This window comes from Amycolatopsis sp. NPDC034160, from assembly GCF_055575355.1.
This window is the reverse complement of record NZ_JBVISU010000014.1, coordinates 16,501-41,717: the sequence shown is the minus strand read 5'-3', so window position 1 is coordinate 41,717 and position 25,217 is coordinate 16,501. Positions and strand designations below refer to the sequence as shown.

Annotated in this window: 26 protein-coding genes and 1 pseudogene; 14 read left to right on the top strand and 13 right to left on the bottom strand. The window is 67.5% G+C overall.

The genetic code is table 11. From position 1 onward, the window contains the following. Positions 1-8: 8 nt before the first annotated feature. Genes ACZ54P_RS25650 through ACZ54P_RS25640 form a run of 3 tightly spaced genes read left to right on the top strand, consistent with a single transcriptional unit; the run spans position 9 to position 2,292 of the window. A complete protein-coding gene (locus tag ACZ54P_RS25650) occupies positions 9-524 on the top strand; it encodes a P-loop NTPase family protein (RefSeq protein WP_465464105.1) in 516 nt (171 codons plus the stop codon). Next, the gene (locus ACZ54P_RS25645) at positions 521-1,180 is read left to right on the top strand and encodes an ATP-binding cassette domain-containing protein (RefSeq protein WP_465464104.1); all 660 of its coding nucleotides are present in this window, start codon (positions 521-523) and stop codon (positions 1,178-1,180) included. Before ACZ54P_RS25650 ends, ACZ54P_RS25645 begins: the two co-directional genes overlap by 4 nt. Next, positions 1,177-2,292 carry an FtsX-like permease family protein gene (locus ACZ54P_RS25640; RefSeq protein ID WP_465464103.1) on the top strand — a complete coding sequence of 372 codons (1,116 nt, stop codon included), beginning with the start codon at positions 1,177-1,179 and terminating at the stop codon, positions 2,290-2,292. Before ACZ54P_RS25645 ends, ACZ54P_RS25640 begins: the two co-directional genes overlap by 4 nt. Before the next feature lie 13 nt (positions 2,293-2,305). Here the strand turns inward: ACZ54P_RS25640 and ACZ54P_RS25635 are convergent, their stop codons facing one another. The 5 genes from ACZ54P_RS25635 to ACZ54P_RS25615 form a co-directional block, all read right to left on the bottom strand. After that, complete coding sequence (locus tag ACZ54P_RS25635; RefSeq protein ID WP_465464102.1) at positions 2,306-3,007, bottom strand: response regulator transcription factor; 702 nt, start codon at positions 3,005-3,007, stop codon at positions 2,306-2,308. A 76-nt stretch (positions 3,008-3,083) separates the two neighbouring features. Beyond that, positions 3,084-4,556: an apolipoprotein N-acyltransferase gene (locus ACZ54P_RS25630; protein ID WP_465464101.1), complete on the bottom strand. Its 1,473-nt coding sequence runs from the start codon at positions 4,554-4,556 to the stop codon at positions 3,084-3,086. A gap of 203 nt (positions 4,557-4,759) precedes the next feature. Continuing rightward, positions 4,760-5,566: a sugar phosphate isomerase/epimerase family protein gene (locus tag ACZ54P_RS25625; protein ID WP_465464100.1), complete on the bottom strand. Its 807-nt coding sequence runs from the start codon at positions 5,564-5,566 to the stop codon at positions 4,760-4,762. Continuing rightward, the gene (locus ACZ54P_RS25620; protein WP_465464099.1) at positions 5,566-6,717 is read right to left on the bottom strand and encodes a dihydrodipicolinate synthase family protein; all 1,152 of its coding nucleotides are present in this window, start codon (positions 6,715-6,717) and stop codon (positions 5,566-5,568) included. Before ACZ54P_RS25620 ends, ACZ54P_RS25625 begins: the two co-directional genes overlap by 1 nt. A 78-nt stretch (positions 6,718-6,795) precedes the next feature. Beyond that, complete coding sequence (locus ACZ54P_RS25615) at positions 6,796-7,836, bottom strand: LacI family DNA-binding transcriptional regulator (protein ID WP_465464098.1); 1,041 nt, start codon at positions 7,834-7,836, stop codon at positions 6,796-6,798. 38 nt (positions 7,837-7,874) lie between these two features. On the opposite strand from ACZ54P_RS25615, the pseudogene pip reads away from it, so the two are divergent. The 4 genes and pseudogenes from pip to lpdA all read left to right on the top strand — a co-directional run. Beyond that, a pseudogene (gene pip, locus ACZ54P_RS25610) lies at positions 7,875-8,813 on the top strand (prolyl aminopeptidase); the annotation flags it as partial. 66 nt (positions 8,814-8,879) lie between these two features. Then, positions 8,880-9,287, top strand: coding sequence for a nitroreductase family deazaflavin-dependent oxidoreductase (locus ACZ54P_RS25605; protein WP_465464262.1), 408 nt, complete (start codon positions 8,880-8,882; stop codon positions 9,285-9,287). A 63-nt stretch (positions 9,288-9,350) separates the two neighbouring features. Continuing rightward, the gene (locus ACZ54P_RS25600; RefSeq protein ID WP_465464097.1) at positions 9,351-10,124 is read left to right on the top strand and encodes a lysophospholipid acyltransferase family protein; all 774 of its coding nucleotides are present in this window, start codon (positions 9,351-9,353) and stop codon (positions 10,122-10,124) included. Between the two features lie 50 nt (positions 10,125-10,174). After that, entirely contained in the window at positions 10,175-11,560 is a 1,386-nt protein-coding gene (gene lpdA / locus ACZ54P_RS25595; RefSeq protein ID WP_465464096.1) for a dihydrolipoyl dehydrogenase, read from the top strand. Positions 11,561-11,601: 41 nt separating this feature from the next. On the opposite strand, the gene ACZ54P_RS25590 is transcribed toward lpdA, so the two are convergent. Continuing rightward, the gene (locus ACZ54P_RS25590; RefSeq protein WP_465464095.1) at positions 11,602-11,850 is read right to left on the bottom strand and encodes an AMED_5909 family protein; all 249 of its coding nucleotides are present in this window, start codon (positions 11,848-11,850) and stop codon (positions 11,602-11,604) included. 120 nt (positions 11,851-11,970) lie between these two features. Between ACZ54P_RS25590 and ACZ54P_RS25585 the strand changes: the two genes are divergently transcribed. Further along, positions 11,971-12,714 (top strand): DUF5919 domain-containing protein, encoded by a 744-nt coding sequence (locus ACZ54P_RS25585; protein ID WP_465464094.1) that lies wholly within the window; start codon positions 11,971-11,973, stop codon positions 12,712-12,714. A gap of 10 nt (positions 12,715-12,724) precedes the next feature. Next, a complete protein-coding gene (locus tag ACZ54P_RS25580) occupies positions 12,725-13,195 on the top strand; it encodes an NUDIX hydrolase (protein ID WP_465464093.1) in 471 nt (156 codons plus the stop codon). A 12-nt stretch (positions 13,196-13,207) separates the two neighbouring features. Here the strand turns inward: ACZ54P_RS25580 and ACZ54P_RS25575 are convergent, their stop codons facing one another. After that, entirely contained in the window at positions 13,208-14,677 is a 1,470-nt protein-coding gene (locus tag ACZ54P_RS25575; protein ID WP_465464092.1) for a P-loop ATPase, Sll1717 family, read from the bottom strand. 50 nt (positions 14,678-14,727) lie between these two features. Between ACZ54P_RS25575 and ACZ54P_RS25570 the strand changes: the two genes are divergently transcribed. After that, positions 14,728-14,910 carry a hypothetical protein gene (locus ACZ54P_RS25570; RefSeq protein WP_457956910.1) on the top strand — a complete coding sequence of 61 codons (183 nt, stop codon included), beginning with the start codon at positions 14,728-14,730 and terminating at the stop codon, positions 14,908-14,910. A 516-nt stretch (positions 14,911-15,426) separates the two neighbouring features. On the opposite strand, the gene ACZ54P_RS25565 is transcribed toward ACZ54P_RS25570, so the two are convergent. From ACZ54P_RS25565 to ACZ54P_RS25550, 4 genes are all read right to left on the bottom strand, one after another. Beyond that, positions 15,427-15,801, bottom strand: coding sequence for a PH domain-containing protein (locus tag ACZ54P_RS25565; protein ID WP_465464091.1), 375 nt, complete (start codon positions 15,799-15,801; stop codon positions 15,427-15,429). 52 nt (positions 15,802-15,853) lie between these two features. Further along, complete coding sequence (locus ACZ54P_RS25560; RefSeq protein WP_061981541.1) at positions 15,854-16,150, bottom strand: hypothetical protein; 297 nt, start codon at positions 16,148-16,150, stop codon at positions 15,854-15,856. 76 nt (positions 16,151-16,226) lie between these two features. Further along, a complete protein-coding gene (locus ACZ54P_RS25555) occupies positions 16,227-17,312 on the bottom strand; it encodes a winged helix DNA-binding domain-containing protein (RefSeq protein WP_465464090.1) in 1,086 nt (361 codons plus the stop codon). Next, a complete protein-coding gene (locus ACZ54P_RS25550) occupies positions 17,312-18,442 on the bottom strand; it encodes an epoxide hydrolase family protein (RefSeq protein WP_465464089.1) in 1,131 nt (376 codons plus the stop codon). Before ACZ54P_RS25550 ends, ACZ54P_RS25555 begins: the two co-directional genes overlap by 1 nt. Positions 18,443-18,505: 63 nt before the next feature. Between ACZ54P_RS25550 and ACZ54P_RS25545 the strand changes: the two genes are divergently transcribed. Further along, entirely contained in the window at positions 18,506-19,459 is a 954-nt protein-coding gene (locus ACZ54P_RS25545) for a helix-turn-helix transcriptional regulator (protein ID WP_465464088.1), read from the top strand. Here ACZ54P_RS25545 and ACZ54P_RS25540 read toward each other — a convergent pair. After that, complete coding sequence (locus ACZ54P_RS25540) at positions 19,437-19,898, bottom strand: GNAT family N-acetyltransferase (RefSeq protein WP_465464087.1); 462 nt, start codon at positions 19,896-19,898, stop codon at positions 19,437-19,439. The genes ACZ54P_RS25545 and ACZ54P_RS25540 overlap by 23 nt on opposite strands. 100 nt (positions 19,899-19,998) lie before the next feature. On the opposite strand from ACZ54P_RS25540, the gene ACZ54P_RS25535 reads away from it, so the two are divergent. Further along, positions 19,999-20,910, top strand: coding sequence for an NADP-dependent oxidoreductase (locus ACZ54P_RS25535; RefSeq protein WP_465464086.1), 912 nt, complete (start codon positions 19,999-20,001; stop codon positions 20,908-20,910). Positions 20,911-20,960: 50 nt separating this feature from the next. On the opposite strand, the gene ACZ54P_RS25530 is transcribed toward ACZ54P_RS25535, so the two are convergent. Continuing rightward, on the bottom strand, positions 20,961-21,587 hold the full coding sequence (locus ACZ54P_RS25530) for a winged helix-turn-helix transcriptional regulator (RefSeq protein ID WP_465464085.1): 627 nt from the start codon (positions 21,585-21,587) through the stop codon (positions 20,961-20,963). 73 nt (positions 21,588-21,660) lie between these two features. Between ACZ54P_RS25530 and ACZ54P_RS25525 the strand changes: the two genes are divergently transcribed. Continuing rightward, a complete protein-coding gene (locus ACZ54P_RS25525; protein ID WP_465464084.1) occupies positions 21,661-22,551 on the top strand; it encodes an alpha/beta fold hydrolase in 891 nt (296 codons plus the stop codon). 258 nt (positions 22,552-22,809) lie between these two features. After that, positions 22,810-24,705 (top strand): S8 family peptidase, encoded by a 1,896-nt coding sequence (locus ACZ54P_RS25520; RefSeq protein ID WP_465464083.1) that lies wholly within the window; start codon positions 22,810-22,812, stop codon positions 24,703-24,705. Positions 24,706-25,217 lie beyond the last annotated feature (512 nt).

The window sequence follows — 25,217 nt, the reverse complement described above, 5'->3', positions numbered from 1 at the left end:
TTGGGGCCATGCGCCGACGTGCCGCCGTCATGGCAGGCCCGGGGCCCGGATCCGTCCCCCTCGTCCGGTTCGCCGTCCCGGGCGATTGTGTGGCCGTGCTGCCCGCCGGAGGAGGCGAAGTGCCGGCCGGTGGCCGCGGTGTCGGTGTGCTGCTCAGGCGGGGGAACCTCTTCGGCCACCTCACCGTCGAGCAGAACGTCGTGCTGGCCGGCAGGCTCGCCGCCCGGCATGCTCCCGAGAACGCCGCCGTCCTGCTCGAACTGGCCGGGCTGGCCGGACGCGGTGACGCCTACCCGGGCACGCTGTCGGCACTGGAAGGCGCGCGAGCCGGAGTCGCCGTCGCCTTGGCGGGAGCACCCGGCGTCCTCTTCGCCGACGAACCGGCGGGCGAACTCGACAGGCTCGCCGCGCTCGAACTCATGGACCTGCTGTGCGCCGTCGCGCGGCGCGGGACGGCCGTCGTCGTGGCGACCCGCGATCCCGACATCGCGGCGGCCGCGCACCGGATCGTGAGAGTGGCGTGACGACACCGCTGGTCCGGACCGACGAGCTGGCGCACACCTATGGCACCGGCCTGACCGCGGTGGTGGCCGTGCACGGCGTCAGCTGTGTGCTCCGCCAGGAGACCCGCGCCGTGGTGACCGGCCGGGCCGGATCCGGGAAGACCACGCTGCTGCATCTGCTCGCCGGGATGAAGAAGCCGACGGCAGGCACGATCGAATGGCCCGCGTTCGAGCCGGTCCCGCCGGGCCCCGACCTGATCGGACTGGTCCTGCAGGACGGTGGCCTACTGCGCGATCTCGACGTCCGGCTCAACGTCGCCCTGCCGCTGGTCCTCGCGGGCCGCACCGGCATCGCGGTCCGCGACGCCGTCGACGATGCCCTGGATCTGGTAGGCCTGGCCGGATTCGCCAAGAGGGCGCCCCGTGACCTGACCGGCGAGCAGATGCGGCTGGCGATGATCGCCAGGGCACTCGCGCCGGCGCCGAAACTGATCCTCGCGGACGACCCGGCGGGCTGGCTGGACCGGCCCGCGCGGGAGCGGCTGCTGGGCAGGCTCGTGCGCGCGGCGGACCGGCTGGCCGCCGGGCTGCTGGTGGCCACGGCCGAGCCCGCCCCGGCCGGGCTGTTCGGCGAGAGCTGGACGATGGTCGACGGGAAGCTGGTGCGTGACCTGTGATCAACGCGATGGCGTTGTGGGTCGGCGGGATCGCGCGGGTGCGTCCCGCCAGGCTCGGCGTGTCCGCGGCCGGGGTCGCGATCGTGATCACGTTGCTCGCGGTGCACGGCTGGACCGGATCCCCGGCTCCGCAGTGGATTCCCGCGATGGTGCTCGTGGTGCTGCTGGCCACCCCGTCGGAGCGTTCCTTGCGCTCGGACCAGGACCTGCTGCGCGCCCGCGGCGCGACCGGTGGACAGGTACTCGCACTCGCGTCGGCGGAAGCCGTGGTCGCGGGGCTGGCTGGTGGCGTGGCCGGGGTGGCGCTGTCACTGGCCGGCGGTTTCCTCACCGGATCCGGGCTGACCTTCGCCTGGGAAATCGTTCTCTTACTGGTCGCCGGGCCGCTCGTCGCGGCTCTCGCCATCCTGCCCCCGGTGCTTCGGGAGTGGTATTTCGTCCCTGCCGACGACGGGCCGCCCTGGTGGGCGCCCTACGGCCTCGACTTCATCCTGCTCGCGCTCTCGTTCTTCTGGCCGCTGCTCGGCTGGGCAGGCGGCACGATGCTGCTGTGGCGGCTGGTGGAGCTGGGACTGCGCAAGGGAAAGCGGGTGATCGGCGGGGCGCTGAGGCCGCTCGTCTCGGGACTCGCGGGCGTGCTCGCGTTGTCCATTTCGTGGCGCAGCGCGTTGCTGGCGCGGTCGGTGGTGCTCGTCGCGCTGGCCGTGGCGTTCGCGATCTCCACCGCCTTCACCAAGGACGGCTGCAAAGCGGCCACTGTGGACATGCTGGCGTCACTCGTGCTCGCGGCCGCCGCGGCGGGGCCGTCGTTCGGGCTGGCGCTCAACGAACGGCGTCGCGACCTGCTGATCGTGAGCACGCTCGGCGGGAAACGCCGTCAAGTGGCGGCCTTCATCGCGGGAGACGCGCTGATCGTCGGCGCCGGCGGGCTGATCGCCGGGCATCTCCTCGGCGTGTTGTTCGTGCTCTTCGCCCAGGTGGAGGGGAGGCCTTCGCCGCACGGCTATTTCGGGTTGCTGGCGGCGGTGGTGATCGCGTCGTGCGTGGCCGCGTCGGCGCGGATCGCGCAGCTCGCCGCCCGCGACGAGGTCTCCGACCTCCGTGACTACTGACGCCTTTCGCCGCTCAGCTTTCGAAGGGCTGTTCGAGCCGGTAGCCGTGGCCGCGCAGCGTCGAAATCCGCGGCGCCTGCTCGGGGGTGGGCGCCGATTCGGTCAGCTTTCGCCGTAGTGCGGCGATGTGGACGTCGAGGGTCTTCGTGGAGCCGTACCAGTGCGCGTCCCACACCTCGGACATCAGGGTGTCCCGGCTGACCGCGACACCCGGCTGTTCGGCCAGCCGGGCGAGGAGGTCGAACTCCTTGGCCCGCAACGGGATCTCCCGTCCGCCGACACTGACCCGCCGTCCGGCGGTGTCCACCCGCAGATGTCCGACGGCGATCGCGGGCCTGCTCTCCGGCGGCGCCGTCCCGCGCCGCAGATGCGCCCGCACCCTGGCGAGCAGTTCGCCGAGGCGGATGGGTTTGGTGAGGTAGTCGTCGGCCCCGGCCTCCAGACCGACGACGACGTCCATCTCCTCCTGCCGGGCGGTGAGGATCACCAGGACGGCGCCGGGGAGTTCGGCGCGCAGCCGACGGCAGACCTCGACCCCGTCCAGATCCGGCAGGCCGAGGTCGAGCAGGACGAAGTCGATGTCCCCGGCCGCCGCGGCCGCCAGCGCGGTGCGCCCGTCACGCTGCCAGGAAACCTCGTAACCGTGCAGGCGCAGGGTCGATTCGAGGACGCCGCCGATCGCGTCGTCGTCTTCCACCACCAGCAGCTTCGGCATGCGTCGGAGCTTAACCGTTGAACACTGTTCTTTTCGGGTAAGAAGTTACGAAGGCCACCCGTTCTGTAACAGGGCGCTAACGGTTCCGTCGGTATGTCCATAAAGGACAGAGCGCGGCCGCGGCGAGGCACAGCCAGGCGAACACGTCCCCGATCGTGCTGTACACGGTGTGTGTTCGCGGTTGTACCGGCAGATCCGCGACGAGGGTCTGCTGGTCGGTGCGGTAATAGTCCGCCTTCCCGAGCACTCGGCCTTGGCTGTCCACAGCTGTGGAGATTCCGTGGGTAGAATGCCGGAACACCGGGAAACCGCTTTCCACGGCGCGGAACGTCGCCTTCTCGGCGTGCAGAGCCCCGAAGCCCTCCCAATCGTTCGCGGGGACGAGCAACAGCGCGGTGTCCTTGTCCGCGGCCTGGCGGGTCAATGCGGGGAAATCCGCGTCGTAGCAGATGACCGTCGCGAGTCGTCCGTACGGCGAATCCGCGGTCGGCACGACGCCGGGGCCGGGCGTCATCGGCTCCATCGGCGTCGGATGTGTCTTGTCGTAGTTCCACCGCACTTCGCCGGAGGGATCGACGAGCACCGCCACGTTCCGGATGTGGGGAGCCTGCGGGATATAGAGCGCGTAAGCGAGCGCGACGTGGATACCCGCACGCTTCGCTTCGGCGCCGACCCGGTTCAGCAGCGCCGCCTGATCACGTTCCAGTACGCGGGCGTGGGTTTCCGGCCAGACGACGATCTTCGCGCCCGCCGACGCCTGCTGCCGCGTCCTGCTGACGAGGTCTTCGGTGACCGGGGCGAAAGCGGCGCCGACGGCGGCGGGATCGGCCGCGCTCACCTCCTGGGCACGCCAATATTTCACGCCGATCCGCTCCAGTGCGTCGGAACTCGCCTTGTCGGCCTCCGCGGCGGGGCTGATCCCCGCGATCCGCACCGTCTGGGTCGTGGGAGCGTCGAACAGCAACCGCGCGCCGCCCGCGGCGAACACCAGGCCGAGCAGGCACACGTGGACGAGGACCGTGCGTTTGACGCGCGGCCACCCTTCCGTCCAACCGGTGTTCACCACCGAGGCGAACCACGCGAGAACGAAGGTGAGGCCGTACACGCCGGTCACGGACGCGACCTGGAGCAGCGGCAGGTTCCCGGACTGCGTGCTGCCGAGCGCGCCGAAGTCGCCGAATCCGGTGATCAGCGTGAAGAGGTACTCGGCCGCCACGAGCGTCACCGGGAACACCAAGGTCCTCAGCGCACCGGCGCGTTCGGCGAACAGACGGTCGGCCACGAACGCGGCCGTCTGCAACAGGACGAGCAGGGTGAAGGCGAGCAACGCCGGCAAGACGAACAGCAGTCCGGTGACACCGAGCCAGAAGATCTGCCCGATCAGCAGGGACAGCCCGACCATCAGGACCGCGCGGCGGAGAGGTGCCCGCCGGGCGTAGTGGAGCAAGAAGATCGGGAACACCCAGGCCGCGAGGGGGACGTTCCAGTCGGTGTGGACGGCGAGCAGGAGCAACGCGGTGCCCAGCCACCAAAGCAGCCTTTGATTCATACCGCGAAGGCTAGGAAACAACGCCTGCCCGGACATCGCACCAAGGGAAGGCGCGGCCCTTACTTTCGTCAGGTCCTGTCGGAGGGGATAGTGGCGTGGGCGCGCTCACCGGACGCTACAAGCCAGGAAGTCCGTGAAGGCCTCCTTCCCTACCTTGAGAGTAGGAAGGAGGCCTTCACGGACACTCCACCTTTGGACGTACGTCAGGCGACGTGGGCGCGATAGGCCTCGATGGTCTCCGCGAGCACCTCGCCGCCGGGACGGCGCCAGAGGTCCGCGTCGAACACCTCGACCTCGATCGGCCCGGTGTACCCGGCGGCCTCGACGCACGCCTTCAGATGGCGGTGGTCGATCGGGCCGTCGCCGGGCAGCGCGCGACCGAGCAGGGTGTCGGTCAACGGCACCTTCTGGTCGCACACGTGGAACCCGGCGATCCGCCCGGCCGCCGCGGCGATCGACTCCTCGATCCGCGGATCCCACCACACGTGGAACTCGTCGACGATCACGCCGACCTGCTCGGCCGGATGCTCCAGCGCGATCGCCAGCGCCTGATCCACTGTGGACAGAACCGACCGTTCGGCGCACTGCATGGGGTGCAGGGGTTCCAGCCCCAGCCGGACCCCACGCTCACCGGCGTAGGGTGCCAGCTCACCGACCGCGTCGGCGACGCGTTGCCTCGACGTCGTGAGAGCACCGTGCACACCCCCGACGACCAGGACGAGCACGTCCGCGCCCAGCGCGGCGGCCTCGTCGATCGCCTCTCGGGTCTGCGCGACACCGTCCACAGGGGACCCTTCCGGGGTGAGCCCGGTGAAGAAACCGCCGCGGCACAACGACGACACGCCGACGTCGTACTCCTTGAGCAGCCGGGCGGCCTCCTCGACGCCGGTCTCGGCGACCTTGTCCCGCCACAGGCCGATCCAGCGGACGCCCGCCTCGGCGCAGCCCGCCACCGCCTCCGGCAGCGACCACGCTTTTGTGGTGATTTGGTTCAGGCTCAACCGGTCCATCAGGACACCCCCGCCGCGGCCAGCAGTGGCCGCATCCGCGCGACGGCGAGGTCGGGATCGGCGAGTACCCCGGCCGCGTCCGCCAGGCGCAGCAGTTCGGCCAGATGCGTGATGGACCGGGCCGATTCGCGGCCCGCGACCATCCGGAAGTGGTTCTGGTGCCCGTTGAGGTAGGCGAGGAACACGACGCCGGTCTTGTAGTTCCTGGTGGGGGCGCGGAAGATCGCTCGGCTGAGCGCCACCGTCGGGTCCAGCAGGTCGCGGAATCCGGCCGTGTCACCCTCGTCGAGCCGGGCGAGCGCGGCGCCCGCGACCTGCGCGACAGCGTCGAAGATGCCGAGAAGTGCTTCGCTGTGGCCCTGATCGTCCCCGGCGATCAATTCCGGGTAGTTGAAGTCGTCACCGGTGTAGCACGCGACGCCTTCGGGCAGCGCGCGGCGGAACTCGGTCTCGATCGAGGCGTCGAGCACCGAAACCTTGACCCCCGCGATCACCCCGGCGTGGTCGGCGCAGAGCCTGCCCAGTTCGCGGGCGGCGGCACGGACGTCGGCGTGCCCCCAGTATCCGGCCAGCGCCGGGTCGAACTGCTCGCCCAGCCAGTGCAACAGCACCGGCCGGTCCGCGCCGGAGAGCAGTTTCCCGTACGCGGCATGGTAATCCTCGGGGCCGGACGCCGACGCGGCCAGTGCGCGGCTGGCCATCACGACCGGGACGGCCCCGGCTGCACCGACCAGGTCCAGCTGCTCACGCCAGGCGTCCACAATGGACTCTGCGGTCGCGTCGCCGGGGGGAAGCTGATCGGTCCCGACCCCCGCGACCCAGGGCCGCCCGGCGGCGAGCGCGCCCGTACGCCGGATGAGGTCCTTGGTGCTGCCCCAGTCCAGGCCCATCCCGCGCTGCGCGGTGTCCATCGCCTCGGCCACACCGAGTCCGCAGGACCACAGGTGCTCGCGGAAGGCGAGGGTCGTGTCCCAGTCCAGGACCGCGCCTTCTTCGGGGTCGGCGGCGGCGAGCGGGTCGGCGACCACGTGCGCGGCCGCGTAGGCGATCCGGGAGGTGGGTGGCGACGCTGGTTTCGCGGGCGTTTCGGCCCCTTGCGGCGTCCACTCCACCAGTCCGCCATCGGCGGTGGGCAAGGCGATCAAGGTCATCGGGTCTCCGTGGCGCGAGCGTGAGAAAGCGCTTTCTCATGCCACGGTAAGTCACCCCGCGGGCCACACACAAGGGTTTCAGCGAGTGGGGGCGGCGGTGCTGCGGCGCTGGACGACCTCGCCGGACATCCGCACCACCCGCGGCCGGGTGCCGGGAGCGGCCTTGAGCGCCAGGTCCATGGCTCGTTCGCCCAATTTCTCCAGCGGAAGCGCGACGGTGGTCAGTGACGGCGTGAGATCGCGCACTACCGGGATGTCGTCGAAGCCGGCGATCGACATCTCGCCGGGCACGGAGACGTCGGCGTCGCGCAAGGCGGCCATCGCTCCGATCGCCATCACGTCGGTCACCGCGAACACACACGTCGGCCACTGCCTCCGCGGCCGGGCGAGGATCTTCTCCATCGCCTGGTAGCCGCCGTCGCGGGTGAACGCCGCCTCGGCGACGTCGTGCTCGCGCAACTCGACACCGTTCTCCAGCAGTTCCGCGGCGAAGCCGTCGAGGCGGTCGACGACGGTGGTCAAGCTCCTCGGCCCGGCGAGGACGGCGAACCGCCGGTGTCCCATCTCCAGGAGGGCCTTCGCCAATGCGGCGCCGCCGCCCCGGTTGTCGGGCTGGACGGTGTCCACTTTGAGTCCGCGATGCCTGCTGACCGCGGCGACATGCCCGCCGCCGCGCCGGTACGGCTCGAGTTCGGCGGCCATCGCCTTCTCCCAGCCCTTGTCCTGGAAGGCGGAGCCGATCAGCAGGATGGCCGACGCGCGCTGGGCGCGCAGCGTGGAAACGTAGGCGACCTCCTTGGCCGGGTCGCGGAACGTGCTCGCGAGCATCACCAGAAGGTCGTTCTCACTCGCGACACGCATGATCCCGCCCGCGATGGCGGCGAAGTAGGGATCGCCGACGTCGTGGCAGATCACTCCGACGCATGCCTGTGAGCCACCGGCCAATGCCTGAGCGTGAGCATTGGGGGTATAGGACAGGTCGGCGGCCGCGGCGATCACCCGTTCGCGGAGATCCCCCCGGACGGTGGCGGTGCCGTTGAGTACGCGGGACGCCGTCGCGAGCGACACTTCCGCGGTGCGCGCCACATCTTCCAGCGTCACGTGGGGGCGGGCCTTCATCGATCCTCCAAGCTGGCGTTTCGGGCATAGTGGCGGACATGCTCGGCCTTTACCCGGAAATCGAACCTTACGTCCAAGGGATGTTGCCTGTCGGTGACGGCAACGAGATCTATTGGGAGGAATGCGGCGATCCTGCGGGCAAACCGGTGATCTTCCTGCATGGTGGCCCGGGAAGTGGTTCGAGCCCGAGACACCGCAGGCTGTTCGATCCCGAGCGCTACCGGATCGTCCTTTTCGACCAGCGCGGCTGCGGGCGCAGCACCCCGAACTGTGCCACACCGGAGGCGGATCTTTCGGTCAACACGACCTGGCATCTCGTGGAGGACATCGAGCGGCTGCGCGAGCATCTCGGCATCGAACGCTGGATGGTCTTCGGTGGCTCCTGGGGGAGCGTGCTCGGGCTGACCTACGCGGAGACCCATCCGGAGCGGGTCACGGAACTCGTCCTGCGCGGTGTGGCCACATTGCGGGTGAAGGAACTGCAATGGCTTTTCGGCGGGGGAGCGGCCTTCCTGTTCCCCGAAGCGTGGTCGCGCTTCCTGGACCCGGTGCCGTATTCGCGCCGCCAGGAGAACCTGATCGAGGTCTATCACGAGCTCCTGCACCATCCGGACCCCGCGGTGCACGGCCCCGCCGCGATCGCGTGGAGCCGGTGGGAGGGGGAAACGGTCAAACTGCGTCCGCAGGAGGAAGTGATCGACGCTTTCTCCGAGCCGGAGTTCGCGCTCGCGATCGCGAGAATCGAGAACCACTACTTCCGGCACGGCGGCTGGCTCGCGGAGGATCAGCTGCTCCGCGACGCCGGGAAGCTCGAGGGCATTCCCTGCGTTCTGGTCCAGGGACGCTACGACGTGGTCACCCCGGCCATCACCGCCTGGGAGCTCAGCCAGGTGTTCCCCGGTGCGGAACTGGTGATGGTCGGCGACTCGGGTCACGCGTTCGACGAACCCGGCACCCTGCACGAGTTGATCAGCGCGACCGACCGGTTCGCGTCAAACTGGCAGGGCGCCGCTACACGTCAGGACCAGGAGAGGAACGCACACATGCTTTTCGGTGACGAGCACGTCCGCCGCTACGAGGAGACCGACGGCGAGGTGGGACACGACTGGCAGAAGGGCGCGCCCTGCCTGGTCCTCACCACCAAGGGCCGCAAGACCGGCGAGGACCGCAAGTTCGCGCTGATTTACCAGTTCGACGGTGAGCACAATCCGGTCATCGTGGCGTCGAAGGGCGGCGCGCCGGAGCACCCGGGCTGGTACAAGAACCTCCTCGCGAACCCTGAGGTGAAGGTCCAGGTCAAGGCGGACAAGTTCACCGCGCGGGCCCGGACGGTGGAGGGCGAAGAGCGCTCGAAGCTGTGGGAGAAGCTGGCCGCGGTCTGGCCGGACTACAACGAGTACGCGAAGAAGACCGACCGGGAGATCCCCGTGGTGGTTCTCGAACGCGTGTGATCCGCGCCGCGTTCACGGCTGGTTTCGGCCGAACCGGGGCGGATTCGGCTACGAATTACGTCCATGGCGCTGAGACCTCGTGAACGCTGGACCGCACTGAGGCCCGTTTCGGGTGACTTGCTGACTTTCCGCCAGATGATCGCCTTCGGCCGGCGCTTCAACCGCGTCGGCCGGGGCGCCTGGTTCAGCCTCGCGATCAACGTGGTCTGGCCGTTCCTGGTGCTGTTCACCCGGTTCCGGGTGCGCGGTGGGGAGCACCTGCCTGCTTCCGGCGGTTTCCTGGTGGCGTCGAACCACCTCTCGTTCGCCGACCCGACGACGGTCACGGCGTACTGCCTCGCGCACGGGCGCGTGCCGCGCTACCTGGCGAAGGCGAGCCTGTGGGACGCGCCGCTCGTCGGCTCGGTGATGCGCTCGGGCAAGCACATCCCGGTCCACCGCGGGGCGCCCACGGCGGCGGGCGCGTACCGCGATGCCGTGAAAGCCGTGCGTGAGGGCGAGTGCGTCGTCATCTTCCCCGAGGCGACCTTCACGGATCACCCGGACGGGTGGCCGATGCGCGGCAAGACCGGAATCGCGCGGATCGCGCTGGAGACCGGTGTCCCGGTGATCCCGCTGGCGAACTGGGGCACGCACCACCTGCTGCCCTCCGACGCCGTCCTCCCGCGCGGCTTCCCGCGCAAGACGGTGAACCTGGTCGCCGGTCCGCCGGTCGACCTTTCGGACCTCGTGACCCCTTCGCCGTCTCGTGAAGTGCTGGAAGAGGCGACCAAGCGGATCATGACCGCGGTGACCGACCTGCTGGTCGAGATCAGGGCCGCCCGGCCGCCCGCCTGAGTAGGCGGTCTCACCCTTCGGAGCGTCCCGGTGAGGGGTAGTTTCGAGGTATGAGCGCACACTATGACGTCGTTGTTCTGGGCGCCGGGGTCGGCGGTTACGTGGCGGCCATCCGGGCGTCGCAACTGGGGCTGAGCGCGGCGGTCGTGGAAGAGAAATACTGGGGCGGGGTCTGCCTCAACGTCGGCTGTATCCCGTCGAAGGCACTGCTGCGCAACGCCGAACTCGCGCACATCGTGACCAAAGAGGCGAAGTCCTTCGGGATCCAGGTCGACGGGGAGATCACCTTCGACTACCAAGCCGCCTTCGACCGCAGCCGCAAGGTCGCCGACGGTCGCGTCAAGGGCGTGCACTTCCTGATGAAAAAGAACAAGATCACCGAATACGATGGGCACGGCACCTTCCTCGACGCCAACACCATCGAGGTCAACGGCGAGCAGATCACCTTCGACCATTGCGTCATCGCCACCGGCGCCACCGCGCGCCTGCTCCCGGGCACCACGCGCAGCGACCGCGTCGTCACCTACGAACAGCAGATCATGGAAAACGAGCTGCCGGAGAGCATCGTCATCGCCGGCGCGGGCGCCATCGGCGTCGAGTTCGCCTACGTGCTGCACAACTACGGCGTGAAGGTGACCATCGTCGAATACCTCGACCGGATGGTCCCGCTCGAAGACGCCGAGGTCTCCGCCGAACTCGCCCGCCGCTACCGGAAGCTCGGCATCGAGGTGCTGACCTCCACCAAGGTCGAGACGATCGACGACACCGGCGAGCAGGTGCTCGTGACCGTGTCGAAGAACGGTGAGCAACGCGTCCTCGAAGCGGACAAGGTGCTGCAAGCCATCGGTTTCCAGCCGCGCGTCGAGGGATACGGCCTGGACAAGACCGGCGTCGAACTGACCGACCGCGGCGCGATCGCCGTCGACTCGCGCGGCCGCACCAACGTCCCGCACATCTTCGCCATCGGCGACGTCACCGCGAAACTGATGCTCGCGCACGCGTCGGAGTCCATGGGCGTCGTCGCCGCCGAGACCATCGCGGGCGCCGAGACCATGGAACTCGACTTCGTGATGATCCCGCGCGCGACCTACTGCCAGCCGCAGATCGCCAGCTTCGGCTGGACCGAGGAACAGGCCCGCGAAAAGGGCTTCGACGTCCAGGTGGCGAAGTTCCCCTTCACCGCCAACGGAAAAGCGCACGGCCTCGGCGAGGCCGTCGGCTTCGTGAAGATCCTCAGCGATGCCACCCACGGTGAGTTGCTGGGCGCGCACCTGATCGGCCCCGAAGTGACCGAACTGCTGCCGGAACTGACTCTGGCGCAGCAGTGGGACCTGACGGTGCACGAGATCTCGCGAAACGTGCACGCACACCCGACCCTCGGGGAAGCGGTCAAGGAAGCCGTGCACGGACTGGCGGGCCATATGATCAACATGTAGTGACTCGTGAGTGGTAATGACGGTCTAACCGTCATTACCACTCACGAGACTGTGCTGGACCGGATTCGTGCGGCTATCTCCTCGGCTTTGCGCTCCTCGTAGCTCACCCAATACTTCAGTTCATGATGGTGTCCTCGGTCTACATCGGACACCTCTCGATACATGCGCGCGTTGGCTCGGTGGAAGCTCAGCCACTCGCCCAGGTCCGCCTCGGCGTGAGGACGCCGGACCGCCGCGACGGCATGCGCGTCACGGAGGGTCTGCGGCTTCTGTTCGCCGACCGTTTTCATCGACCACCTCCTGCTTTCGTCACTTTGCCTCGGGACGCGGGACGTGATCACCACACGGCAGGACTTCTGCGGACGTCCTTGGTACCGTCGAAGACGTCCCTGAAAGTCCCTGGAGGGCGGATGCCGAACGAACGTCTGCGGGACGCCCTGCTGCGCAACGGCCTCACGCCGAAGCAGGTCGCAGACGCCACCGGGGTCGATCAGAAGACCGTGGAACGGTGGATCGCCAAGGGGCGGACACCGTACCCGAAGCACCGGCACAAGATCGCCGCGATGGTGCGCGAGTCCGAGACCTATCTGTGGCCGGACTCGGTGGCCCCGGAACGCAAGGCCGAGACGGCCGCCGCCGAGGTCGTGCGCGTGTTCCCGCACCGCAACGCCATCCCCGTCGAGCTGTGGGACCGGCTGATCAAGGAAGCGTCGGACACCGTCGAGGTGCTGGTCCACGCCGCGCTGTTCCTGGTGGAGCGCCCGCGGTTCATCAAGGACCTGACAGCAAAGGCTCAGGCCGGGGCCAAGATTCGGCTGATTTTCGGAGATCCCGAAGGGGAAAGCGTCGCTCTGCGCGGTGACGAGGAGCAGTTAGGCGACGGGACGCTCGCGGCGCGCATCCGCAACGCACTCGCGTTCTACCGACCGCTGATCGGGGTAGACGGGGTGGAGATGCGCTTCCACAACACCACGCTCTACAACTCGATCTTCCGCTTCGACGACGAAATGATCATCAACACGCACGTCTACGGCTTCCAGGGAGCCCACGCCCCCTCCCTGCACCTCCGCCGGCTATCCGCCGGGGACCTCTTCGAGACCTACTCGGAGAGCTTCGAAGCCGTCTGGAACCTCGCCAAGCCCGCCACCTTCTAGGAGGCCACTCATGGCACGCGTCGACTACTACAACGACCCGAACGCGCCGAAGGCGAACAGCATTGCGGTCGCGGTGTCCGCGTTCATCCAGGACGGCGAAGGCCGCATTCTCATGATCCGGCGCACCGACAACGACCTCTACTCGATCCCTGGTGGACAGCTCGAACTCGGCGAGACGTTGTCGCAGGCTGCCGTGCGGGAGGTGCGGGAGGAGACCGGTATTGAGTGCGAGGTGATCGGCGTCATCGGCCTGTACTCGAACCCGAACCACGTCATCGCGTACGACGATGGCGAGGTTCGGCAAGAGTTTTCGATCTGCTTTCGCGCCACTGAAGTAGGTGGCATGCCACGCTTAAGCGATGAGAGCTCTGAGGTGCAGTGGGTGGAACCGGTCAAAGTATCAAAGCTTCAAATTCACCCATCAATTCTTCGGCGGATTGAACGTGCCCTGGCTGAGAAACCAGAGGCGGATTTCTCGTAGGTTTACTTGCCTCTACGATCGACCAGTTCCGGCCACTAGGTCAAGAACCTCTTTGAGGCCAGCGTGGACCCGAAATGTGTCACTTTCGTGGTTGAATCTAGTGTTCCCGCTAGAGTAACGCCAAACATACTGTGATCCGCCACCTTGGCCACCAGGCTTCAAGTAGCCAACAACGGAAAACTCAAAAAGTTCACGCAGGGCCTCCCTGCTTCGGCCAAGCGAGTCCAGGCCTAGTCGCTTCCAGGCGGCGTCGAACGACAAAGCGGTAAACTGCATCGTGCCAAGACTCTTCAGTGCCTCAAGGTACTCTTTGTAGTTTGGGACCTGCTTAGCAATTTCATCGTCCAGTTCGTTCTTGAGGTACTCCGAGTATGAGGGCCTGGCAGCAAGTAGGTGTTCATTGTCGAACCGTGTGCCATCTGTGGTGCTTGGATCCTTATGGCTAGCAAGCACTTGGTTGCAAAACTTGATCATATCTCTAGGGCGCATAAATGTTCGATCGCAAATATAGACGTACTTTGTTTTTCGGTGGGGCATCTCGCGATCCTCGTTGAATACTTCGTCCCACGGGACAGTGCCGCCACCTTTAAGAACCTGACCGAATCGGCGCTCCATTAGACTCTTTAGTGTTGGACCGGTCCCGCTTTCTTTCCATTCTATCCTTGATAGATGGTTCTCGGTAAGCTTGTTCTTATCTTCAAAGTGAAGAAGATCGTAGATGTCATCTCGAAGAAACACTACAATCGAGGCACGTTTTCCGTGGTCAAGTGCGATTCGGTTGAGTTCCCTTGAGGCTAGGATCAAGCCTATTAATCGATGGTTGTACGCCGCGTCTGACGGATTGAAGCCCAGGTCTAGTTGGTCAAAGCAAATGTAGTAGTCATGCTCCGGATTTAAGCTGCGCATGACGTGCTTCGCGAGCTGTCGGTTCACTTCTTGGATATGAGTTGGAAGATCTTTGACGCGGATTCTCTCTATGTCGAGTCTGGCTAGAGGGGTTCTGAGCCCACCTTTAAGTTTAATTTCCTTACTTGGTGAAAAAAGCTGCGTCAAGTCAGGATTTCGGGAGCCATATGAGTCGACCACGAATGATTCAATGACTTCAAGCGAGTCGAAGGATTCCTCGCGCAATCCCAGTGATTGATCTTGATTTAAAGCGATTTTTGCCAAGCTGAGTAGCATTAGGTACTTCCAGCTCTGGATATATCGTCGTTCCTCTGGTACGCCCGATTGAGCCTGCAAATCGTGATGGTGCCACGGATAATCGTCGAAAGTGTGACCGTCGCTGAAGAGGTTGTGTGATCGCTCGGAAATTAACCGTTTAAATATCGCCGTCTTTCCGCTTCCTTTGCGGCCGGTGATAAGGAAACGCTCATGATTTCTTGCGTCAATGTAAGCTCCGTGATCTTGAAAGCATTCATTCAGTAGTATGTCGGCATCTGCGTCAATTCCACCAAAGTTCTTGACGGTTGTGAAATCCATCGAAAACTACTCCTGGTTTATCGTCTAGTTTTGCTGCCGAACTTGGCTCTATGGGATCAAGGCGCGCCGCCGTCGGCGGCGCGCTGGTCACCTTGCGTCCGCGTCTCGCCTGCGGGCGCACCTTGCCCGACACGGCGGGCTGCCGCTCCGCTCCGCCCACCGGCCGGGCGGTGCGCCCGCTGAAGCCGTGGACAGGTGTAGCCGCCGCCAGCGGCGCGCAGGTACGCCAATGAGCACGTCGGCCTCCTCGCTCAGACGATCGTGCCCAGAGGTCGCGAACGGACCAACGGCTGTTACGCGGAGCCACCGCCCCGATGCCAGATCGTCACAACGGCCGTCACGCCGCGGCAAGGCGGGTAAGCGCGCCTTGCCCCGACGCGACGGCCGCGTGGATGGCTTCGTATCGGGGGGATGGGGGAGGAGTGGGCGAGTGCCAGGCCGTCTCCAGGCCGTCAGACGTCGGGTAGGGGTGAGAACACGCGAGAAGTGTCCAGCCCTATCCGTGCAGGTCAGCGGCTAAGAACAGCGATCATGCCGAGGTCAGCGAAACCCCGACATCAGAAGATCAACATGTAGTGACTCGAGTGGGGAAGATTCCGGACGCCCAACGCCCGAAATCTTCCCCGCTCGGGTGCATCCGTGGGCGAAACGGCCCAGCGACGATGTGGGAATCGGGACACGCAACGTCCCGATTCCTACATCGTCACCCCCCAGCCAGCCGCAAGCAGCCGACCAAAAGCGGAAGCGAGCTAAAGCGTGTGGGTGGCGATCAGCTGCCCGATCGCCCGGATGTCCGAAGAGCCCCGGAACTCCAGCCGCACGTTGCCCAGCCCGCTGAACCACAGGTCCAGCTCGGCGTCCATGTCGAAGGTGCCGGCGGTTTCGATGGAGAACGCCTGGATCTTGCTGTACGGCAGCGAAGTGAAGTCCTTCTTCTTGCCTGTCATGCCCTGGATGTTCACCGCGATGAGCCGCTTGTTCGTGAACACGACGAAGTCCCGCATCGCCTTGAACGAGGAGAGGATCTGCTCGCCCGGGATGATGATCGGCTGCACCGTCGGCGCGATGTCCCCCGGTTTGCACGGCGTGAGCTTGAAGACGGTGTCCTTGGAGAAGTCAATCATGGTCTCCACAGTACGGACTTCCGCGCGACGACGGCGAGTCCATAAAGGACGATCAGTTGACGCCTTCCATGGCCGCCTTCGCCACGTCACTGCCCTTGTCCGCTTCCCCGGCGACCTTCACCAGTGCCGCCGTCGCCTGGTCCCGGCTCTCCTCGGCCTTCACGCGTCCTGCCGACGCGGCGTTCACGCCGAAGAAGGCGCCTACCACCGTGCCGATCACCGTTCCCGCCGCGGTGATCACGGCCGTGACGTCGGAGGTGTTCGGGTAGCGCATGACCGCCGCCACCGCGATGACCGCGAGCGCGCACAGTCCGGCCACCACCGTCATGAATCCGTAGTTCTTGCCCATCGCCCGCTCCCTTCAGGCTCTTCAAGGCAATGCTTCGCCCGAACGCCGCCCGTCGTTACGGCAAAAGGCCGGACCGTTACCCGCCGATGCCGAAACGTACGTCGTGGCTCTGGCCGGGCGCTACGAATTCCAGTAACCGAAGGCCCTCTTCGGTTATCGAATCCTGATCCCGCAACGGTTTCCGTGATTCGATCGTCAGTATCGCCCCTTTGATCGCCCAAATGGCCAGGAATTCACCGTCGACGAGCAGGGTGCCCCGGCGGCCGCCGTTACCGGGCGGCAAGGGCACGCGGCGGCCGTCCGGGATCACCCGCGCGCGGTCGGCGTGGGAGAGCAGGACGTTGTCGTATTCGGGCAGGAATCGCGGGGGCGCCGGGGTGTCCGCGTCGGGTCGTGGCGCGTCCGGGAGGTCGAACAGTTCCTTCCCCTCGGTGTCGGTGAAGGTCCGCAGCCGTGGCCGGAGGCGCTCGAAGACTTCCTTGAGCTTGGTCAGCCCAGACCACACTTGCGCGTCGCGGACGGTCGCCGGGCCGAAAGCCGTGAGGTAGCGCAGCACCAGATCGTCCAGGGAGATGCCGTCCGTGATCGGACCGCCGACCCACTTCTCGAGCAAGGAGAACGCCACCGGCCCGTTCTGGCCCCATAGTCCCCGCGGTGTCACGTGCGCGAGGGGGAGATGGCTGTTGACCGCGTAGGCGAGGGTGACCGGATCGGCGTCGGGCCACCGCTTCGCCAGCGCGACCCGGATCTCGGCGCGGGTGCGAGGTCGTTCGGTCAGCAGGTCCCGTCCCGCTTCGGTGATGGCGGCGAGGTCGAGCCCGGTGATCTCCCGCGAGTAGTGGCCGAGGAAACCGCGTTCGATCACCGGTTTGATCGTGGGCCACAGCGCGAGGCTGTCCTCGGCCGTCACCAGGTGCACGGTGCCGCGCATCAGCGTCGACCGGACGACTTCGCGGGCGGCCAGCGGTTTCGCCAGTTCGTCCACCTGGAAATCCCGCAGCCGGGACCACAGGCCGACGTAGGACGAGTCGGGTGCCTGCGCCTGGAGGCCGGCCAGTCGCTCGATCGCGGTGACGGCGGGGAGATCGGCGCGTTCCAGCAAAAGTTGCCGGGCCAGGGTGGCGCGGTTGAGCGCGCGCGGGCTCAAGGTTCCCGTCTTCATCAGCGGTGCCTCCGAAAGAAGGTGCGGAGATCTCCGGCGAGCAGGTCGGGGACCTCCATCGCCGGAAAATGGCCACCGGTGTCGTATTCGGACCAATGTTCCACCGGGCCGTCCTGGAGGCTCCGGATCGTGGTGTCCCCGGCGAAGACGGCGATGCCGCGAGGAGGCCCGGCGGGTGCCTCGCCGTCCCAGCCGCCTTGGGACATCTGCCGGTAGACCTCCATGCCTTCGTAGGTGGCGTGTGCCGAGGACTCGCCCGCGCCGGTGAACCAGAACAGGCTGACCGTGGCCAGCAGATGATCGCGATCGACGGCGTCGTCCGGCAGCGCCTTGGCCGGATCCGTCCATTCGGCGAACTTCTCCACGATCCACGCGAGCTGGCCGGTGGGGGAGTCGTTGAGCGAGTACGCCAGCGTCTGCGGACGGGTCGCCTGAAGGTGCAGGTAACCGAGGCCGTCGGACTGGAACCGGTTGAAGCGTTCGCCGCGTTCGCGGTCCTTTTCGGAGAGCCCGGCCAGGTCGACGGCGGGGCCGAACGGCATGCCCGCGCTGGTGCCGGTCAGGTGCACGCCCACCGTGCGGTGCGCGGCGATCATCGACAGGATGCCGGCGACCCCGGCACCGGCATCCGTTCCGTGGACGCCGAAACGCTCGTAGCCGAGGCGGTCCATCAGCGTCGTCCACGCCTGGGCTACACGGAACAGGTTGCCCCAGCCGGGGCTCCGCACCGGGGTCGAGAAGCCGTAACCGGGCAGGGACGGGATGACGAGGTGGAACTCGTCGGCCAGCAGGTCGATGACCTTCCGGAATTCGAACGGCGAACTCGGCCAGCCGTGCGTGAGAAGCAGCGGCAGCGCGTCCGGCCGGGTGGAGCGGACGTGCAGGAAGTGGATGGTCTGGTCGTCGATTTCGGTGGTGAACTGCGGGATTTCGTTCAGCTCCGCCTCCTGCGCCCGCCAGTCGAACCCGTCGGCCCAGTACTCGGCCAGTTCTTTGAGATAGGGGACCGGAACGCCCCGGCTCCAGTCGGTGGTGACTTCGCGCGGCCAGCGAGTGCGGCCCAGTCGGTCGGCGAGGTCGTCCAGTTCGGCCTGGTCGATGGCGATGCGGAAGGGCTTGATCTCGGTCATGGGGGCTACGTTAGGGACGATTGCGGAAAGGATCGTTCCGCGATTGCGGACAAGGTGGGATTCATGGCTGAAACTTCGGCGAGACTGCTGCGCCTCCTCTCCCTGCTGCAGACGCGACGCGTCTGGACCGGGCCGGAACTGGCGGGTCGGCTCGAGGTCACGACGAGGACCATCCGGAACGACGTCGAGCGGCTGCGCGGACTGGGCTATCCGGTCGACGCGACTCCCGGCGTCTCGGGTGGGTACACCCTGGGGGCGGGCGCGGCCATGCCGCCGCTTCTGCTCGACGACGAGGAGGCCGTCGCGGCGGCGATGGGGCTGCGCACGGCCGCGGGCGGGACGATCGCGGGAATCGAGGAGACGTCGGTCCGCGCGCTGGCGAAACTGGAACAGGTGCTGCCGTCACGGCTGCGGCACCGCGTCGAGGCGCTGAATTCCGCGACGCTCGCGGTGCAGGGCGGCGGCCCCACGGTCGACGCCGAGGTGCTCACGGTCATCGCGAACGCCTGCCGTGACCGCGAGACCCTGCGGTTCGATTACCGGGGGCACAACGGATCCGAGACGCGGCGGCAGGTCGAACCGCATCGCGTCGTGCATATGAGCCGGCGGTGGTACCTCGTGGGCTGGGACGCCGACCGGCAGGACTGGCGTACCTTCCGCGCGGACCGGATGCGGCCGCGTACCCCCAACGGACGCCGGTTCGAGCCGCGCGAACCACCCGAAGGCGGGGTGGTCGCCTACCTGCAGCGTGGCGTGGGCGCGGCGCTGTGGCGGCACCACGCGACGATCCGGCTGCACGCCCCGGCCGCCGAAGCCGCGGCGAAGGTGCCGCCCGCCGTCGTGGTCGAGGCCGTCGACGAGCGGACCTGCCTGCTCAAGGCCGGTGCCGACACGCTGGAGTACCTGGCGCTCTACCTCGGCCTGCTCGACACCGATTTCGACGTCGTCGACTCCCCGGAGTTCGCCGGGCACCTGCGCAAGCTGATCGACCGGTTCAGCCGTGCGGTGGACGCTTGACGTCGAAGACCAGTTCCGGGCGCTCCCAGGTGATCTTCGGCGGCTGGGGCGGCACGACACCGACGCGGCGCGCGCCCATCCGCTCGTAGAACCCGGTGGCCGGGGGATGGGAGACGACGCGGATCTCGGTCATGCCGTGGTCCGCGGCCTGGCCGAGCATATGCTCGATCAGCCACGCGCCGATGCCGGTTCCCTGTGCGGAATCGGCGACGAACAGCAGGTCCAGCTCGGCCGGATACTCGATCAGGCTGTAGAAGCCGACCACTTCCCGCTGCGCGTGGGCGACGAACGCGGGATGGGTGGCGAGATAGTCCTCGGTGACCCGGTAGCCCTCGAGAATTGACGCGTATTCCCCTTGATAGGCGGCCGATTCCCGCAGCAGCTCGGTCACCTTGTCCGCGTCGGATGCGGTTGCCCTGGAGATGCGATAACTCGTCACGCCCGCAGCTTAGAACCCCACACCGACAACTCTTGACCTCCAGATAACTGGAGGTATGAGAGTAGGTGCCGACAGCGGGGGAACGAACTGGAGGAACAAGATGAAAGCGGCCGCGTTCACGGAAGCCGGTGGCCCGGAAGTACTCCGGGTGCTGGAGCTGGAGGAGCCGCACGCCGGGGCGGGGGAGGTCCGGGTGCGGGTGAAGGCGGCGGGAGTACAGCCGTACGACGCGGCCGTTCGGGCGGGCTGGGAACCCGCGGGGCTCGAACTGCGGTGGCCGCGGGTTCCGGGGAACGAGTTCGCCGGGATCGTCGACGAGGTCGGGTCCGGGGTGACCGGCCTGGCCACGGGCACCGAGGTGCTCGGTTTCACCGCCGTCCAGGCCTACGCCGAGTACATCGTGGTGCCCGCGGAGAACGTCACGCCGAAACCGCCGGAGATGCCGTGGGAGGTCGCGGGCGGCTTCACGGCCGGAACGCAGACGGCGTCCTTGGCCCTGGACGCGCTGCGGATCGTCGGGGGCGAGACGCTGCTGATCCATGGCGCGGCCGGGGCGGTGGGCACCGCCGCCGTCCAGCTCGCCGTCCTGCGCGGTGCGAAGGTCATCGGCACCGCGAGTGAGGCGAACCAGGACTATGTGCGTTCGCTCGGCGCCGAGCCGGTCGTCTACGGCGAGGGCCTCGCCGAACGGGTGCGCGCCCTCGCGCCGTCCGGGATCGACGCGGCGCTGGACGGGGCGGGCGGGGTCGCGTTCGACCTGTCGCTGGAACTGGTCGCCGACCCGGACCGGGTGCTCACCCTCGTCGAGCATGGACGCGCGGCCGGAGCCGGTGCGCGAGTGGTCACCGGAACACGGTCGGCCGAGCGGCTGGGGATGCTCGCGTCGCTGTACGTCAAGGGTGAATTGCGGTTCCTGGTGCGGCGGACCTACCCGTTCGGTGAAGCAGCGGCGGCGCATCGGGAGATCGAGACCGGGCACGGGCGGGGAAAGGTCGTGCTGACCTTCCCGTGACGGGGGTGCGGCCGGGGCGCGGCGGTGAGGGAGGAAGCCGTCGCGCCCCGTCAGGCGGCGAAGACGGCGCGGACGACGGACTCGTCGCCGTCGATCTCGACCGCTCCCAGGGCGCGGGCGTCGTCGAGGGTGAGGGCGCCGGCGGCGAGGGCGAGGACGTAGGCGGGGTCGGCGCGGACGGTGGCGTCGTGGTCGCCGCCGTCGTGCGGGCCGACCGCGAATCCGGAGCGTGTCGCACGGAGAAGTAAGGACGGGCCGCCGATTTCCAGGCCGACGGTCGCCGGGTCGCGGAGCTTGACCCGGGTGCCGAGCAAGGCGGGGACGGCGAGGGCGAGCCATTCGGGGCGAAAGGAGTCGCCCTCGGGGCCGCGGGCCATCAGCGGGGCCGACCAGCGGATCAGCCCCTCGATCGGTTGACGCAGCTCGGCACCCCATGGGGTGAGGGCGTACTCGACCACGTTGCCCTCCTCCGCCAGCCGCCGCTCGACCACGCCCGACGCCTCCAGGTCGCGGAGCCGGTCCGCGAGCAGGTTGGTCGCGATGCCGGGTATGCCCTCGAGCAGACCGCGGTAGCGGGCGGGGGCGATGAGGAGCTGGCGGACGATGAGCAGGTTCCAGCGGTCGCCGACGACTTCGAGAGATCGGGCGAGCCCGCAGTACTGGCCGTAGCTACGCATCCCTCTCCTCTGCTTGACGATCACAAGCGCACTTGAGAAACTCAAGCCTACCGCGAGCCGAGAGGGACCCTCCATGGCCGATACCACCAGGAGCGCCCGGCCCGCTTGGGTCGACGACGACCTGTTCCCGTTTGCGAGCCGCTTCGTCGATATCGACGGGCACACCGTGCATTACGTCGACGAGGGGTCGGGACCTACGCTCCTGTTCCTGCACGGCAACCCGACCTGGTCGTTCCTCTGGCGCGACGTGATCCGCGCGCTGCGCGACGACTTCCGGTGCGTCGCCCTCGACTACCCGGGTTTCGGGCTGTCGACGCCGAAGCCCGGCTACCGCTTCCTGCCCGAGGAGCACGCGGACGTGGTCACCGCGTTCGTCGACGCCCTCGGCCTCGAAGGGGTCACGCTGGTCGGACAGGACTGGGGCGGGCCGATCGGACTGTCCGCCGCGCGGCGGCTGCCGGGTGTCTTCGATCGGCTGGTGCTCGTCAACGGCTGGGCCTGGCCGGTCAACGGCGACCTCTACTTCGAGGCTTTCGCCCGCATCGCGGGCGGGCCCCCGATCCGCTTCCTGGCCAGGCGGTTCAACCTCGTCGTCAACGCGTTCATCCCCATGGGGCACCGCATGCGCAAGCCGACCGCGGCCGAGTTGACCCAGTACCGCCGCGCGATGGACACGCCCGAGCGACGCCAGGCCTCCGCCGTCCTTCCCGGCCGGATCACCGGCAGCCAGGCCTTCTTCATCGAGATCGAGGCAAGCCTTGCCGACTTCGCCCACGTGCCGACACTGATCGTGTGGGGTAACGCCCAGATCGGCTTCCGGCCTCGGGAGCGCGAGCGACTGGAAGCTTCTTTTCCCGAGCACGAGACCGTGATCTTCGAGCGCGCCGGCCTCTACGTGGAGTCCGACGCACCCGGCGAGTTCGTCGCCGCGATACGCGACTGGATGGCGGGCGAACGCGGCTGAATGGCTGATTACCGTAGTCACGCCGCCTAAATGGTTCAAACCAAAATTTCGGTCTTTTCGGACTGAATGCACTCCCACGATGTGGATCACCGACCGTTCCAGACTTTGGTCGGTGGTCTTCTCACCGATAGCTCTTTAGATTCTCCCATTACACCCGGTCAGGGTAATTCATTCGGGTAACCGAAGAGATTCCTGCGACGGGGTGTCACGCCGTCAGCGCACTTAGCCGGAGCGCTGGGTTGAACCAGGGAGAATTCGATGAGCAGATTCAGCCGGGTGGTCACCTGCTCGGTTCCGGTCGCGGTCGGCGCTTTGCTGCTGTCGACCGCCGTTTCCGGCGCCCAGCCGTCGGAGGAGGCGCGCACGCAGGCCGGGATCACCGCACTGCAGAGCATCAAGAAGAGCCTCACCCCGGCTGAGCGCAAGCAGTCGAGCCAGCTCGTCATCGAGAAGCGTCTCCGCGCGGACAAGGGTCTGGCCGGCAAGCTGTCCGAGTACCGGACCGGGCTGGGCGTCAGCGACGCCGGCACCGTCGCGGTGGACATCAAGGGCGCGGGGCAGTCCCTCGTGGACGCCGTCAAGGCGGCGGGTGGCACTGTCCGTTACGCCTCGCCCGCCGGCGCGCTCCGCGCCGACCTCCCGCTGAACGCCGTCGACGCGATCGCCGGACGCGGGGACGTCGCCGAGGTCAAGGCCGCCTCGCAGGCGATGACCTGGAACGAGTCCACGCCGCAGAACCGCGGGCAGTCCGCCGCCAAGCAGGCCGCCGCCGCACTGCAGGTCGCCGAGGGCGACAAGGCGCACGGCGCCGACACCGCCCGCACCAAGTACGGCGTCACCGGTGCCGGCCAGAAGGTCTGCGTGCTCTCGGACGGCGTCAAGTCGCTCAAGGCTTCGCAGACCGCCGGTGAACTCCCCGCCGTCGACGTCCTCGCCGGTCAGGCGGGCAGCGGTGACGAGGGCACCGCGATGCTGGAGATCATCCACGACATGGCGCCCGGCGCCGCGCTCGGTTTCGCGACCGCGTTCACCAGCGAGCAGAGCTTCGCCGACAACATCCGCGCCCTGCGCACCACCGGCAAGTGCACGATCATCGTCGACGACGTCTCCTACTTCGACGAGTCACCCTTCCAGGACGGCCCGGTCGCGCAGGCCGTCAACGACGTGACCGCGGCGGGCGTGCTCTACTTCTCCTCCGCCGGGAATTCCGGCAACCTGACCGACGGCACCAGCGGTTACTACGAAGGTGACTTCCGCGGCTCCAGCAGCACGATCTCCGGGATCACCGGTACGCCGCACGACTTCGACCCGAGCGGCACGACCCAGCTGTACAACGCGCTTTCGCCTGGCTCGCTCGGCCGCTACGTCACCTTGTTCTGGTCCGACCCGTGGGGCAAGGCCACCAGCGACTACGACCTGTTCGTCCTGAACTCGTCCGGTTCGGTCGTCGCCTCCAGTGAGGGCGCGCAGAACGGCACCCAGAACCCGTACGAGATCGCCCAGGTCCCGGCCAGCGGCTCGGGCTTCAAGGTCGCCGTCGTCAAGTACAGCGGCGCCGACCGGTTCATCGCGCTCAACGTGATCCGCGGCCGTTTCGTCGCCTCGGGTTCGTTGAAAGCCTTCAGCACCAACGGTGTCACCTCCGGCCACTCGGCGGCGGTCAACGCCTTCAGCGTCGCGGCCGCCCCGGCCGCCGGTGCCTTCGGCCGCGCGCTCGAGACCGGCGACCCGGCGAACCCGACCGGTCCGTACCCGGGCCTGTTCACCGGCGCCAGCAAGTGGGAGCGGTTCACTTCGGACGGTCTGCGTCACCAGTTCTACCACCCGGACGGTTCGGTGATCACGCCCGGCAACGTGTCCTCCACCGGTGGTGCGACGCGGAACAAGCCGGACATCACCGCGGCCGACGGCGTGGCGACCTCGGTGAGCGGCTTCCAGCCGTTCTTCGGGACCTCCGCCGCGGCGCCGAGTGCCGCCGCCATCGCCGCGCTGCTGTTGCAGGGCAAGCCGACCGCGACCCCGGCGCAGATCCGCTCGGCGCTGACGTCGACCGCGATCGACCTCGGCGCCCCGGGCTTCGACCCGGTCACCGGGGCCGGGGTGATCATGACCGGCCCGGCGCTGGCCGCGCTGGGCGTCGCCCCCAAGCAGTAACTCCTGATCGCGCGTGAAGGCCCCCTCCCCTTGGCTCAGCCGAGGGAAGGGGGCCTTCACGCGTGTACGGGGCGGTGCGGGTAAGCCACGCGTGTCGTGATTGTGGGCTGCCCGCTCGCCGGGGTGGCGGGCAGAGCGAAGGCGTAACGCGCGTGCTCAGACGCGGGACTCGCGTGCTTGGATCCCGCACTCGGGTGGCCCGGCTCTGAGCACGCGAGTTCCGGCTTCAAGCACGCGAGACCCGGCTCTGAGCACGCGAGTGCGGTGCCACGTCACCCAGGCCACCATCCCGCCCGAACACGCCACCTTTGCCTTACCCCTCACTAAGTCGGAAAGTCCGTGAAGGCCTCCTTTCCTACCTTGAGAGTAGGGAAGGAGGCCTTCACGGACCCCACTACCTGGCTTACCCGTCAATATGTGGTCACCAATTGCACAACGTGGGGATTTCTCGGCGCTATTCATCGTTGCGAAGGAATTTCCTTCGCGGTGTCCAGCTAGGCTGAACGGATCAC